The sequence below is a fragment of the Vibrio anguillarum genome, assembly GCF_001989995.2.
GTDB lineage: Bacteria > Pseudomonadota > Gammaproteobacteria > Enterobacterales > Vibrionaceae > Vibrio > Vibrio anguillarum.
The window spans coordinates 1-13,668 of record NZ_JAHGUP010000077.1 but is presented as its reverse complement, the minus strand read 5'-3'; the positions used below and the strand labels follow the sequence as shown (position 1 = coordinate 13,668).

At 45.4% G+C, this 13,668-nt stretch carries 14 protein-coding genes; 4 read left to right on the top strand and 10 right to left on the bottom strand.

All coding sequences use genetic code 11. The features are described 5' to 3' along the window. Window positions 1-18: 18 nt before the first annotated feature. The 6 genes from PL85_RS15730 to PL85_RS15705 form a co-directional block, all read right to left on the bottom strand. Window positions 19-996, bottom strand: coding sequence for an alpha-L-glutamate ligase-like protein (locus PL85_RS15730; RefSeq protein WP_019282191.1), 978 nt, complete (start codon window positions 994-996; stop codon window positions 19-21). Window positions 997-998: 2 nt separating this feature from the next. Continuing rightward, window positions 999-2,504, bottom strand: a complete 1,506-nt coding sequence (locus PL85_RS15725; protein ID WP_064625026.1) for an inactive transglutaminase family protein — start codon at window positions 2,502-2,504, stop codon at window positions 999-1,001. A 14-nt stretch (window positions 2,505-2,518) separates the two neighbouring features. Then, window positions 2,519-3,271, bottom strand: a complete 753-nt coding sequence (locus tag PL85_RS15720) for an ATP-dependent zinc protease family protein (protein WP_026028024.1) — start codon at window positions 3,269-3,271, stop codon at window positions 2,519-2,521. Between the two features lie 143 nt (window positions 3,272-3,414). Further along, window positions 3,415-4,386, bottom strand: coding sequence for a tRNA 5-methoxyuridine(34)/uridine 5-oxyacetic acid(34) synthase CmoB (gene cmoB / locus PL85_RS15715; RefSeq protein WP_017043928.1), 972 nt, complete (start codon window positions 4,384-4,386; stop codon window positions 3,415-3,417). Window positions 4,387-4,480: 94 nt separating this feature from the next. Then, complete coding sequence (gene cmoA, locus PL85_RS15710; protein ID WP_019282188.1) at window positions 4,481-5,224, bottom strand: carboxy-S-adenosyl-L-methionine synthase CmoA; 744 nt, start codon at window positions 5,222-5,224, stop codon at window positions 4,481-4,483. A 100-nt stretch (window positions 5,225-5,324) separates the two neighbouring features. Further along, window positions 5,325-6,191, bottom strand: coding sequence for a DUF72 domain-containing protein (locus PL85_RS15705; RefSeq protein WP_115339713.1), 867 nt, complete (start codon window positions 6,189-6,191; stop codon window positions 5,325-5,327). A gap of 276 nt (window positions 6,192-6,467) precedes the next feature. On the opposite strand from PL85_RS15705, the gene aspS reads away from it, so the two are divergent. After that, window positions 6,468-8,243, top strand: coding sequence for an aspartate--tRNA ligase (aspS, locus tag PL85_RS15700; RefSeq protein WP_115339714.1), 1,776 nt, complete (start codon window positions 6,468-6,470; stop codon window positions 8,241-8,243). Window positions 8,244-8,363: 120 nt separating this feature from the next. Then, window positions 8,364-8,942 (top strand): thymidine kinase, encoded by a 579-nt coding sequence (locus PL85_RS15695; RefSeq protein ID WP_026027614.1) that lies wholly within the window; start codon window positions 8,364-8,366, stop codon window positions 8,940-8,942. A gap of 84 nt (window positions 8,943-9,026) precedes the next feature. Here the strand turns inward: PL85_RS15695 and PL85_RS15690 are convergent, their stop codons facing one another. The 3 genes from PL85_RS15690 to PL85_RS15680 are packed head-to-tail and all read right to left on the bottom strand — an operon-like array spanning window position 9,027 to window position 11,405. Continuing rightward, a complete protein-coding gene (locus PL85_RS15690; protein WP_094163656.1) occupies window positions 9,027-9,659 on the bottom strand; it encodes a YdcF family protein in 633 nt (210 codons plus the stop codon). Further along, on the bottom strand, window positions 9,652-10,482 hold the full coding sequence (locus PL85_RS15685) for an NAD(P)H-binding protein (protein ID WP_094147086.1): 831 nt from the start codon (window positions 10,480-10,482) through the stop codon (window positions 9,652-9,654). Before PL85_RS15685 ends, PL85_RS15690 begins: the two co-directional genes overlap by 8 nt. A gap of 32 nt (window positions 10,483-10,514) precedes the next feature. Next, window positions 10,515-11,405 carry a LysR family transcriptional regulator gene (locus tag PL85_RS15680; RefSeq protein WP_010318618.1) on the bottom strand — a complete coding sequence of 297 codons (891 nt, stop codon included), beginning with the start codon at window positions 11,403-11,405 and terminating at the stop codon, window positions 10,515-10,517. Window positions 11,406-11,501: 96 nt separating this feature from the next. On the opposite strand from PL85_RS15680, the gene PL85_RS15675 reads away from it, so the two are divergent. Further along, complete coding sequence (locus tag PL85_RS15675; RefSeq protein ID WP_094147084.1) at window positions 11,502-11,945, top strand: PACE efflux transporter; 444 nt, start codon at window positions 11,502-11,504, stop codon at window positions 11,943-11,945. 64 nt (window positions 11,946-12,009) lie between these two features. On the opposite strand, the gene PL85_RS15670 is transcribed toward PL85_RS15675, so the two are convergent. Beyond that, window positions 12,010-12,243 carry a TIGR02647 family protein gene (locus PL85_RS15670; protein ID WP_010318620.1) on the bottom strand — a complete coding sequence of 78 codons (234 nt, stop codon included), beginning with the start codon at window positions 12,241-12,243 and terminating at the stop codon, window positions 12,010-12,012. A 431-nt stretch (window positions 12,244-12,674) separates the two neighbouring features. Here PL85_RS15670 and focA point away from each other — a divergent pair, with 431 nt between their 5' ends. Continuing rightward, entirely contained in the window at window positions 12,675-13,529 is an 855-nt protein-coding gene (focA, locus tag PL85_RS15665; protein WP_026028023.1) for a formate transporter FocA, read from the top strand. Window positions 13,530-13,668: the final 139 nt, after the last annotated feature.

The following is a 13,668-nucleotide window of genomic DNA, read 5'->3' as shown; positions in this document are numbered from 1 at the left end:
GATTAAATTTGGTGAGAGTTACTCGCTTAACTCACCAGAGCCGAATTGCTTAGCGGCATAAGCCACGCGTTCTTCTGGGCTAGGGTAGATAAGTTGCGATCCTAAACTTTCGATATGCTGCAAACGTGGCAGCAGCCCTGCGCCATTCGCTATCTGGATAGCAAGCCCTGGGCGAGCGTTCAGTTCAAGTACCATTGGTCCTTCTTCTTTATCCAACACCATGTCGGTTCCCATATAACCAAGGCCGGTCATTTCCCAAGCACTAGAGGCTAAGGTGAGTAGCTTTTTCCAATGTGGTACTTGCAACGTTGAGAGATCTTTGCCGGTATCTGGGTGCTCAGTGATGGGTAAATTAAACTGTACGGCTCGTACTGCTTTTCCTGTGGCAATATCAAGACCTACGCCAACAGCGCCTTGATGTAAGTTGGCTTTACCATCAGAAGCCGAAGTCGAAAGGCGCATCATCGCCATGACGGGGTAGCCCTTGAAGACAATAATGCGTACATCAGGCACACCTTCATAGCTAAAGCCTTCGAAACAATCGTCAAATTTAATCAGGTTTTCAACCACAGCCACATCATTTTTACCGCCTAGCGAAAATAGTCCTGCCAAGGCATTACTAATATGGCGCTCAACATCTTGCTGGTTGATGGTCGCACCAGAAGGTTTAGTGTACACACCATCCTTGTGCGACATAATCACTAAAATGCCTTTACCACCGCTTCCGCGCGCAGGCTTTATCACAAAGCCCGGCCACTCTTTAACCATGGCATGGATCGACTTCACATCCGCTTGATTACTGATCACACCAATCAGTTTTGGCACAGTACAACCCGCACGTTGCGCAATCAATTTGGTTTGTAACTTATCATCAACCAATGGGTATTTTGAGCGATCGTTATAGCGACCAATGTAGCTATGGTTACGCTTGTTCATGCCCATAATGCCTTTACGGCGTAGCTTAAATGGAGAAGTGTATTCGGATAATGAAAACATCTTTACTCCTCGGCTAACGGTTTAAAGCGGCGAAGTTCAGTTAAACGGTAGCCCGTATAGGTTCCCAATAGCAGAATGGCAGCCAATACGATCAGCTGTAAGCCAATAAAATTAAAGGTTAGGTGTTGCACATAAGAGTTAGTCATACCTAAGTAGATCAATACTGAGGTAAACAGTGAGCCGCCACCTTGTAAGATAACCTCTTTTGCTCCTTCTTCTTCCCACAGAATCGACATGCGTTCGATGGTCCAAGATAGAATGATCATCGGGAAGAAAGTAATGGATAACCCTTCGGTGAGGCCGATCTTAAAGGCAACAACCGTGAAGACAGAGATAATGAGTATTACAGTGATGATCACCGCCGATATTCGTGCCACCAGCAGCAGGTTTAATTTCGATAAATAGCTACGAATGATTAAACCCGTTCCGACGATAAGCAGAAAGCCCACGATACCTGTCAGTAATTGAGTTTGAACAAAGGCTACGGCGATCAGTACAGGCATGAAAGTACCTGAGGTCTTTAGCCCAATAATCACCCGTAAGAACACCACAATTAATGCGCCGATAGGGATCAACATAATGGTCTTGAACATTGCTTGCTCTTCAAGCGGTAAGCTGTGAATAGAGAAGTTTAAGAGTTTGTCGGCCTCAATTTTATTATTGGTTGCCGTTTGAGGTGAAACATCTTGAGACAGCATAGTGAAGTGAACTTGGCTATTTTGTCCACCCGTGACATCCAGCAGTGAAACGTTGGATTCATCCCAAACCAGTAGGTTAGGGTGGTTGGGCTGCGTGCCCGTTTCAGGGTTAAAAAGCACCCACTGATCGCCATTCCATATTTCGTTCATGTGTTGAATCGTTTGACGGCGGCGACCATCTTCGAGCTGAATAACACCAACGACCTTATTGGGAATTTGAGAGTATGACAGCAGTTTTTGTGTGGCGTCCACTTTGCTCATTTTATTAAGCAGCAAAGAGGCGTTTTGGCTATCGGCGTCATTGAGGTTTTTAATCAGTTCGCGGGTAAAAGTGATGTTATCCGCCGAGCGTTGATTCGCTCGTTCAATTAATGCGATAGCTGCTGCTTCTTCTGGACCGTTAAAGGTCGGTTGAACTACATCACCCACCGGCGGGATAGGTGTTGCTTTCGCTTGGGGATCAACTAAAAATTGGCTTTTATAGTAAATAGTTTGTGGGCCAGTTGCTTTGCGGATTGACCATTCAACACGTTTGCCTGTGTCAGTCGTAACGTAAGCGACGCCATAACCCGGCGACGATGACGATTCATTGATTAAGGTATACCCATCTTGAGTATGAGGTGCGGCCAAAGAGACTTTGGCTTCTTTACCTAACGCATTGAATTCGACGCGTGCTTCAATATCCCAAATTTGGCGAGTTTCTCCAGGTGTCCATGGCACCCCGTAAGTTTGGTGGCGAACTACACTCAGTGTGATTCCCGCCACTATCAGCAATAAAACGGATAGATAAAATGGAACTCGTGACGTCATAAATGTCCTTGCTACTATTTAGTTTCGGTTTGGATGTACTTGCGACTGACATCGACTAACGCGATATCACGAATAAACTCGCGGCCTAGAAGAATAGGATGGCTCATTTGAGAGCGATCAGCCAAGGTGAACTGTGCTTTTTCGTGAATACTGCCTAATTTTACCCACAGCTCAACAACGGCTCTGCGTTCCATCTCATCGTTGGTCGATTGGCGAATTTTAACGTAGCGAATAATGGGTGATTCAATCCAGTTACTCTCGTCTGTTGCTCTATCTCCATCGGAAAGATGAAAGCGCACCCAGTTTTTCCCATTACGTTCAAACTCTTCAATATCAATCGCATTGAGCGAAGAGGTGGCGGCCCCTGTATCAACTCGAGCATCGAAGGTTTGTTTGATCGAATCAATCGTGACTTTTTCGACTTCACCTAAAATGACGTCATATCGTGATTTTTGAATAGAGGGTGTAGCGACTGGAATTATCACATCATCATTACTGGTTGCTTCTACACGTTTTTGTTGGGTATTGGTCGTGATCTGCTTAAGTTTTGTTAGTTTTCGATCGAGTTTTGATATTTGGTTTTCAAGGCTTTCAATGTAATCATTCTGGTTACTTAGCTGAAGCTCAAGGTTGGTCATTGTGTTGCTGAGGTTCGATTCGGAAGCTTGAATCGCTGCGAGGGTAGCTTGGTGGTATTGTTCACCATTGGTTAGAGTGCAACCTGACAGTAAGGCAATGGCAATGACGGGGGCTACAGACTTAAACATTTGCGACCTTATGTGTTTGTAATGAATGAATACGGATAAACCGAAGTTTAGCTAACAAAATTTAGCTGATAAAAAAGGATGCGTACGGCATCCTTTGACAAGGGTAGTATTATACGCCTAGCCAAGCGTTAAAACTGTGTCAATTATAGTTTTTTTGCTACCAAAATAGCGCGTCGTGGTGCGGGATACCCTTCTACGGTTTTGCTTGGGTCGTTTGGGTCAAGATAGTCGGGCAATGAGTTGTGCGTCATCCATTGAGTTGTTCGTTGTTCATCAACAGAGGTGACGCTTTCATCAACGATACGCACGTCACCAAAACCACATTTCTCAAGCCACACTTTGAGCGCTTTGGCGGAAGGGAAAAAATAGACGTTACGCATTTGTGCGTAGCGGTCGACAGGGACCAACACCGCATTTTCATCGCCTTCAATCACCAGCGTCTCAAGAATCAATTCGCCCCCTGTGACCAACTGATTTTTCAATTGGATCAGATGATCTAGCGGTGAGCGGCGATGGTATAGGACACCCATGCTAAATACGGTATCAAAGGCGTTCAATTCGGGTAACTGTTCAATGCCTAGTGGCAGAAGATGAGCACGTTGGTCATCACCCAATAGTTTACGCACCGCTTCAAACTGCACTAAAAACAGGTGCGAAGGGTCGATACCCACACACAGGCGAGCACCTTCGCCAAGCATACGCCACATGTGATAACCATTACCACAGCCGACATCCAGCACGGAACGGTCTTTCAGCGGTGAAATGTGGGGCAATACGCGGTCCCATTTCCAATCGGATCGCCACTCAGTGTCGATGTGGATACCATGTAAGTGATAAGGGCCTTTGCGCCAAGGATGAAAAGTTTTAAGCAAACTTTCTAATTTTTTCTGTTCGCCTAACGTCAGCGGTGTGCTATTTGAGAGAGTGACTGACTGTTTGAGCTCGATCAGCTCAGGTGTACCCGAGGGGATTTTATTTAACGCACGAACCCAGCGGTCAAAGTCGCCATGCTCTGCATTTTGCCAGTCCGTCAACTGCTGTGGCAAAACGTTTAGCCAAGGTTGAAGACGGGTATCTTGAGCGATCAGTTGATAAAAATTGGCAAAGTTAAACATGCAAAGCGTATTCCTAGATTAGGTAAAAAGATCCTAGATAAATGGCTGGTCAGGTTTTGGCCCTTCTAGGGAAAAGAGCTAAAATGTCATTCTATTATTTAATAGCGAACATCGAGCCAAAGTTGAAACACTGGAACCACACTTCATAACTTGAAAAGCCAATGTGTTTAAAGCGAGCTTTATGTGTTGTGATGGAGTCTGGGCGCATCACATTTTCAATCGCACTGCGTTTTTGACTGATTTCTAATTCGCTGTAACCATTGGCTCGCTTGAAATCATGATGAAGGTCAATTAGCAGATCATGCGCCGTTTCATCTTCAAAAATGTACTTTTCAGATAAAATCAGTATGCCACCGGGGCGAAGACCCACGTAGATTTTTTCAAGCAGTGCTAGCCTATCTTCTGGCGATAGAAATTGCAGCGTAAAATTGAGCACCACTACTGAGGCATCATGAATTTCAATCTCACGGATGTCGGCTTCAATTACCTCGACAGGCGTATCCGAACGATAGGCGTTAATGTGCAGTTTACAACGCTCAACCATAGCAGGCGAATTATCAACCGCTACAATTTTACAACCTTCTTGGCGAATATGACGACGCATCGAAAGCGTAGCCGCCCCTAAAGAGCAACCCAAATCGTAAATGGTAGAGTGTGGCTTAACAAAGCGCTCAGCTAACATGCCGATTGCAGAGATAATATTGCTGTACCCCGGCACAGAGCGCTGAATCATATCAGGGAAGACTTCAGCAACTCGTTCATCAAAGGTGAAATCACCAATCTTATCGATTGGGGCAGAAAAGATGATGTCTTTATGATGGCTCATGGTGTACCTCATAGCGGCGCGCAACAAGTAGTGCTGACGGCTGCACTACCTTAAAAAAGGCGCACATTCTAAGAGAAAAGTGTGCGCGTGTCATTAACCTCGCACGCGATCATCAAAATAGGGTGATTTGGTGTTGGTCATCTTGGGCTGGAAATGTTGTCAATGTAGGTAATGTGAGTCGTTGTTGCAGCTGTTGGTATAGCTCGGTGGCTAATAATGGGGCTTCAATATTGTCTGGCGTGTGGACCATAAGATAAGGTTGTTTTCCTTGTTCGATCCAATGTGGCAGTTTGGTCATCCACGCTTCAAAAAAGGGGTAATTGGCCTCTAATTCTGGGTGGCCGATAAAACGGATCATCGGCGTTTGTGCCGTGGCAATGGCGTGAACAGGGACTTTAGGTTTCTTTTTCTGAGCATCAATGATGACGTCGGTCGTCGGTTTGGCTGAAAAGATAGGACGACTATCCATAATGATTCGATCAATCGACGATTCAACTAACCATTGATTGAGCGCTTTTTCAGCTTCTCCCTTAGCAAAAAACTCAAGGTGCCGCACTTCAACACCCAGTGGAAAACCCGCGGGAAAATAGGCGCAGAATTTTTTCAACTGTTCTAAGTGCTGTGGGCTAAAAGTAGCTGGCAGTTGGATGGTCCATAATCCAACACGAGAGTGCAGAGGCTCCATGAGCATCATAAAATCTTTTAACTGATCTTGGCAGCCAGTGAGCTTATGTTCGTGGGTAATAGCTTTGGGCAGTTTGAACGTAAACCGAAAATCATCATGAGTGGCGGCGCGCCAGTTCTGCACTGTGTTCATGGAAGGTGACGCATAGAAAGTAGTGTTGCCTTCTACGGTATGAAAAACCCTCGCATACTTTTCAAGACGCTGCGCAGCAGGCGTTCCCGCGCCGTAAAACGTACTTTGCCAGCCCGCGTGTGACCACATGGTAAGGCCGAGTCGCAGTGGTAAATTCATCATACTGACCTTTCATCCATTACTAAAAATAAATACTCTACGAGAGTTTTGATGATTTTGGTATTTTAACGCTATAATCAGCCGCAATTTCTCAGCGGTGTTGCTATTTTGGTTGATTATTGATTTAAAAAGCAGCAACCCTTGATAAAACACAACAAATTGTATTCTGGAAGGTCGATTTTGCACATCTTTCAGCGTATAAATGGAACTTTGCGCTGCTCAGATAATGACGCTGAGCGGCTTAGAATTGATAACTAATTAGAGATTGGGAAATTCATTATGCGTAGCCATTATTGTGGTCACCTGAACAAGTCCCTCGCAGGACAAACTGTGGAGTTGTGCGGCTGGGTTAATCGCCGTCGTGATTTAGGCGGTCTTATCTTTATTGATATGCGAGATCGTGAAGGCATCGTTCAGGTGGTGGTTGATCCAGATATGGCGGATGTATTTGCAGTAGCTAACCAACTGCGTAATGAATTCTGCATTAAGTTAACTGGTGAAGTACGCGCGCGTCCAGAAAGTCAAATAAATAAAGAGATGGCGACTGGCGAAGTAGAAATTCTCGCGAGTGGGATTTCGATTATCAACCGCAGTGATGTTTTACCACTGGATTTCAACCAAAAGAACTCAGAAGAGCAACGTCTAAAATATCGTTACTTAGATCTACGCCGTCCAGAAATGAGTGATCGTATTAAGCTGCGTGCTAAAGCGTCTAGCTTTGTACGCCGCTTCCTTGATGAACACGGTTTCCTCGATATTGAAACGCCAGTTTTGACGAAAGCAACGCCAGAAGGTGCGCGTGATTACTTAGTACCAAGTCGTGTGCACAAAGGCAGTTTCTATGCACTTCCTCAATCGCCACAACTGTTTAAACAGTTGCTAATGATGTCAGGTTTTGACCGTTACTATCAAATCGTAAAATGTTTCCGTGATGAAGATTTACGTGCTGACCGTCAACCAGAATTTACTCAAATCGATATTGAAACGTCATTTATGACGGCAGATCAAGTGCGTGAAGTGACCGAAAAAATGGTTCGCAACATGTGGCTAGAACTACTAAACGTTGATCTAGGCGATTTCCCTGTGATGCCATACAGCGAAGCGATGCGTCGCTATGGTAGCGACAAGCCGGATCTGCGTAACCCACTGGAATTGGTTGATGTTGCAGACCTTGTAAAAGATGTGGATTTCAATGTTTTCTCTGGTCCCGCTAATGATGCTAAAGGACGCGTGGCGGTTATTCGTGTACCGGGTGGCGCGGCATTAACTCGTAAGCAAATTGATAGCTACGCTGAGTTTGTTGGTATTTATGGCGCGAAAGGTTTGGCGTGGATGAAAGTCAATGATCGCGCTGCTGGCTTAGAGGGCGTTCAATCTCCGGTCGCGAAATTCCTTTCGGCTGACATTGTGGAAGGCATTTTGGCGCGTACTCACGCTGAGTCTGGCGACATCATTTTGTTTGGTGCCGATAAAATAAAAGTGGTGACTGAAGCCTTGGGTGCGCTGCGTTTGAAATTGGGTAAAGATCTGGCGATCACCAATGAAAATTCATGGGCTCCACTATGGGTTGTTGATTTCCCAATGTTTGAGGAAGATGACGAAGGTAACTTGCATGCTATGCATCACCCATTTACCGCGCCACTTAACTTAACCGCGCAAGAGCTGCAAGCCAACCCAGCGGTTGCAAATTCAAATGCTTACGACATGGTATTAAACGGCTATGAAGTAGGTGGTGGCTCGGTGCGTATTCACAATGCTGAAATGCAATCTGTGGTGTTTGAGATTTTAGGTATCGATGCGCAAGAGCAACAACTGAAATTTGGCTTCCTATTGGATGCGCTGAAATTTGGTACGCCACCACACGCAGGTCTTGCATTCGGTCTTGATCGTTTGGTGATGCTGTTGTGTGGTACGGAAAATATTCGCGATGTGATTGCCTTCCCTAAAACAACCGCAGCCGCTTGTTTGCTAACGGATGCACCGAGTCTGGCTAACCCAGCGTCGCTCGAAGAGTTGGCGATTGCGGTCACGGTCGCAAAAGAAAAAGCGCAATAAACGCAACGGTAACAGGGTGGCGCAAGTCACCCTCTTTTTTGCCCCTGCGTAGGGTTATCCTTTTTTATTTGAGTGAACCTTGTTCTCTCGCCAATTGACTTAGTGACAGGAATCTCTCTTTTGGCTCAAATGTATTTCTATTACTCTGCGATGAATGCAGGTAAATCAACCACTCTTCTACAATCTTCTTTCAACTATCAAGAGCGTGGTATGACGCCCGTGATCTATACCGCTGCCATCGACGACCGCTATGGTGTTGGTAAAGTAAGTTCAAGAATAGGATTGGAATCAGACGCCCAGCTTTTTACCGCTGAAACGAATTTGTATGATGAGATCAACGCACTGCACGAGCAACAAAAGCGTCACTGTATTTTGGTTGATGAGTGCCAATTCTTAACCAAAGAGCAAGTTTATCAATTGACTGAAGTGGTCGATAAAATCGGCATTCCGGTACTGTGCTATGGCTTGCGTACCGATTTTTTAGGTGAGCTATTTGAAGGGAGTAAATATCTACTTTCTTGGGCCGATAAGCTGGTGGAATTGAAAACAATTTGTCATTGTGGCCGTAAAGCGAACATGGTCATTCGCACCGACGAACATGGAGTGGCGATTGCCGAAGGTGATCAAGTCTCTATTGGTGGTAACGATAAATACGTGTCGGTATGTCGTCAGCACTATAAAGAAGCCTTGGGTAAGTAAATTCATTACTTCTGCGCCTTGAACAAATTATTCGATAGGGAGGTTTAAGCCTCCCTATCTATTTTGTATGCTCCACAACTTGTGTTACCACTCAAATTGACTCAGAACTTGGTAAGCAAGTGTCACATCGTCTGGGATCGGTTGCTCAATCTGAAATCCTTGTGCTGGGTAGTCGCGGACTCGCACAAAATCGTCTAATAGCGCACTCAGTACAACATCAACGGTGAAATCCTCATCAAGATAATCGAAAAATGTCTCTCCGCTAGAGGTCACCATCAATGACTCAAATGGGGCGGGCCACTGCTTAACAAATGTGGCGTAGGCACGACGTTCCATGAAGGGTTTTTGAACCACAATAATACGTTGCGCAGTGATCGATTTTTCTGCCAATAGATGGTGACTAAATCGTACATTTTCTCCAGAGTGAGTCGCCTCTTTTTCCAGTAAAATCGCGTGGGTTGGGACGCCACAATCTTTGGCTATGTCAGCAAAGGTTTCTGCTTCGCTTTTAGCAAATTTACCCTCAGTAAAACGCCCTTGTCCGCCAGAGAAAAGAAGGTAGGGAGCCAGATTTTGTTGGTACAAATGTGCAGCATACTCAGCCACGCGCAAATCATTGCTGCAAAACACCATAATGATATCGGCCGCGACGAGCTCATGCTTCATCTGCATGTACTGCCACAAGGTTTCAATGTGTTGGTAGAGATGTTTACTCATTCAGTGCCAGTGCCTCTAACGTGTGTGAATAATGAAATTGATAGCCCAATTGGCTCAGCTTGTCGCTTAAGATGCGTTTGTCTGCAATATCGACAATTGGCGGCAATGGTGAGTCTAGCTCGGCGGCCGCCAACGCGGCTTGATAAAACTCAGCTTTACTCACGGTTTGTGGTGTGGTGGCGTTAACGACCTGTTTGGAGAGTTTTTCGCTGGCAAAAATCAGTGCACCAATGGCGTCTTTTTGATGCAACATATTAGCTGGTGCAAGCCGGCTGACTTGCGCCAAACGCGCTGCAAATCGTGAGGGATGACGCTTTGGTCCGATCAAGCCACTACAGCGTACAATGACATAATCTAGCCCTGAATCGATAACGTGTTGCTCGGCTTGCAACATGATTCGTGCTCCTTCACTGAAGTTTGAGTCATTTTGCGCCAGTGACAAGGAGGCATCCTGTTCACTCATTGGTTGTGCAATGTCAGGATAGACGCTGGTTGAGCTGACCATGACGATTTTACGCACATTAGCCAGCTTTGCTTGTGCGACTAAATATTGCCACTGCTGCGCATACTCTTGCCCTCTTCCCTTGCGAAAACCGGGTGGAAAGCTGCCTATCACAATTTCACTTTTTTGAGCAATAAAGTGCTGCGATAAGCTTTGGTCGCGCAGAGAAAGATCGCATACAAAGCCTGTGATGCCATGTTGCGTTAACTCAAGCATTCCTGCCGTTTGGGTGCGGCTGGCGTAGACTTGGTGGTTTTCGGTAAGAGCTTGCGCTAGAGGAAGGCCTAGCCAACCTGCGCCAATGAGGGTAATGGTGCTCATAAAATGTACATCCTGTATTGATTGTATGCCGATCAGGCATCGGTGAGTGGACTAAGCTGGCGCAACAACTGCCTGACCATTTTATGGATAGGATCGGCGCTCATGCGCTGATGCTGAATGACATCAATGTTGGTATACCAAGCCAGCTGTTCAAACTCAACAGGGACACGCACTAATTTCCCCATCGCTTGTTCACTTTCGGCTAAATAGCTTGGCAGCAAACACCATCCTAAACCGCTTAACGCCATCTCTAATAATAGATAGTAGTTATCGGCGTACCATATCTCGGGGCTAAAGGCTTGATGGAAACTGCTGGTTTTATGGCTGCGTGAGCGGATAACGAGTTGGCGATGCAATCTTAGCATATCGATATGGGGCGCTTGATGCTGAGCCAATTCATGCTCTGCGGCCACATAAACATCAAAACGGATTGAACCGACATTTTCAAAATCAAGGTTATTCGGTAAGGCCAATTCACTGAAGATGATCCCACAGCTAGCGCGACCTTGTTCCACCATCTCAATCACATCGGTACTTGATGCACTTAAACATTCAATTTCAATGTGTGGAAACTGTGTGGCTAACTGTTTGAATAAATGGGTTAACCCTTGTAACGGGATCCCTTCATCCATCGCGAGCGAAAGCTGTTGATTGGGTGATGAAGCAAGCAGTTGTGCTTGTTGCGCTAAGCGTTGATGTTGCTGCAACGTCGCTTGCGCATACGGTAGAAGTCGTTCGCCTTGCGCGGTTAATCGTGGATAACGGCCGGAGCGATCAAACAGTTCTACACCGCAATCAATTTCTAAATTGATGATGTGTTGGCTAACGGCCGATTGAACTTTGCCCAACTGTCTTGCCGCGCCGGAGAAAGAGCCACTCTCAACGGTTGCGGTGAAGGCTTGCAACTGATCAATACTCAACATATCTCATTTACCGATACTATCTAACTTTTTAGTATCTTCAATATAGATGAAAATGAGTCCATTCAACACCTCAGACGAAGAATAAAGAGGAGAAAAATGATGTCAATGAGAGAGCTGTCGATGAAAGAGCGTCTTTTCCATGCAATAACGTTTGAAGTGACCGCATTAGCGTTAATTATTCCAATCTCCGCATTGGTGACAGGGCAGGGAACGGGGGATTTAGCCATGATAGGTATTGGTTTGAGCCTATTTGCCGTAGCGTGGAACTATCTATACAACGTTTTGTTCGACCGAGTGTTTGGTACCAACCGATTAGCGCGTACGGTTAGCTTACGTTTGTTACACACGACCGGTTTTGAAGGTGGGCTCGTCTTTATTTCTATTCCGGTGATCGCTTGGGTTTTAGACGTATCGATGTGGGATGCATTGATTTTGGAAGCTGGGTTTCTGACCTTTTTCTTTATCTACACCACACTGTTTAACTGGGGATATGATCGAATTCAGCCCTATCAACGTTGGATTGAGCCAATGGCCAAATAAAGAAGGGCGGTTTTTTAAAGGGGCAAGGCAGCCAGCAGAGTCTCGGCTGCCTTTGCAGGCTAGATTAAGAGTTCAAAACGCGCAGCACGCGCTCTGCATGCTCGGCCACTTCGATGCCTTCATCCGTCAAATAGCCACCATCAGGTAATGTACATAGACCTTTTTCGTAAAGACGTTGAACGGCGGATTGCATGTCGTCAGACGCATCATTACGGACTTTAATACCAGTCGCAGCGCTGCTTAAATCAAATTGGAGGAGTAGATTGAGCTCGGCGATATTTTGTTGAGTAAATTTCATCTCGACACCTATATAGTGAATGATTTTTTGTCACCATAGATGGCAGCGCTGTTGGCTGCAATCAGTTGTTGTAAGAAATGTTATCTGCAACCAAATTGGGGATATTTCACACAGTTATACCCTTCCTACTTGAAGCTGCAGCGGTGTTGGCTACGTTCGTTCACCCCAATCACATAGTTTGCCTATGCTCATGGGGACTCACTCACTTGCCGCCTACCTGCAACTCCAAGTTGTTTGGGTATATATTCATCATTGGTTTGCAAGAGAGTGGCTATCTATAGAAGACGCTGGATATGGGCTATCAATAAATTTTTATGATTTTCATCACGCTAAACACATTTTTTGTAAACATAGAAAATAGCTCTTGAATTGTCATAGGAATGGAGCGATTATCCGCGCCTTATATAACTTGTTTCAAAATGTTACTTGCCATGAACTTAAACCAATTTGATTCCCTATTGCCACCGCAAATGGCAGAGCGCGCCGCAGAAACTGGCGTTGGAAAAGCGACGAAAGATCCGATGAAGTCTTTCCTTCTTGCCATTTCTGCTGGCATTCATATCGGTATTGCTTTCGTTTTTTACACTACAGTGACGACAGGAACTGGCGATATGGCTTGGGGTCTGAGCCGTTTTATCGGCGGCTTTGCGTTTAGCTTAGGTCTTATTCTGGTGGTGGTCACCGGTGGTGAGTTATTCACTAGTTCAGTGCTGACTTTGGTTGCACGTGCGAGTGGCAAAATTTCTTGGAGCATGTTGATTAAAAACTGGGTCATCGTCTATTTTGGCAACCTTGCTGGTGCGCTGATGCTTGTCGCTTGTATGCTTGTTTCCAAACAATATATGTTTGATGGTGGACAAGTTGGCCTCAATGCGATGGCCATTTCTCAGCATAAATTGCATCACGAGTTTATGCAGGCAGTAGCGCTTGGCATTATGTGTAATGTGTTGGTGTGTGTGGCGGTCTGGATGACTTTCAGTGGTCGTACCTTGACTGACAAAATTATGGTGATGATTTTACCTGTCGCTATGTTTGTCGCCGCGGGTTTTGAGCACTGTATCGCTAATATGTTCCAAGTTCCGATGGCAATTGGGATCAAATATTTTGCACCCGCTGAGTTTTGGCAGATGACGGGTGCCAATATTGCCGACTACGCAGACCTTAACTTAATGGGTTTTTTGATCAATAACCTATTACCCGTGACGATTGGCAATATCATCGGTGGGGGTGTTTTTGTTGGCATTTGGTACTGGTTAATTTACCTTCGAGATGGATCTCACGAATAACTCCTTATTGAAGAGATGATTTTAGAAGCGGCTTTAAGGGCCGCTTTTTGTTGTCATCTCTAAACCATCGCCTTAGGTGGTGTTGACGGCTTCTGCTAGTGTTTGTTCACTATTTATACCTTTAAAACAGCTTATCCAC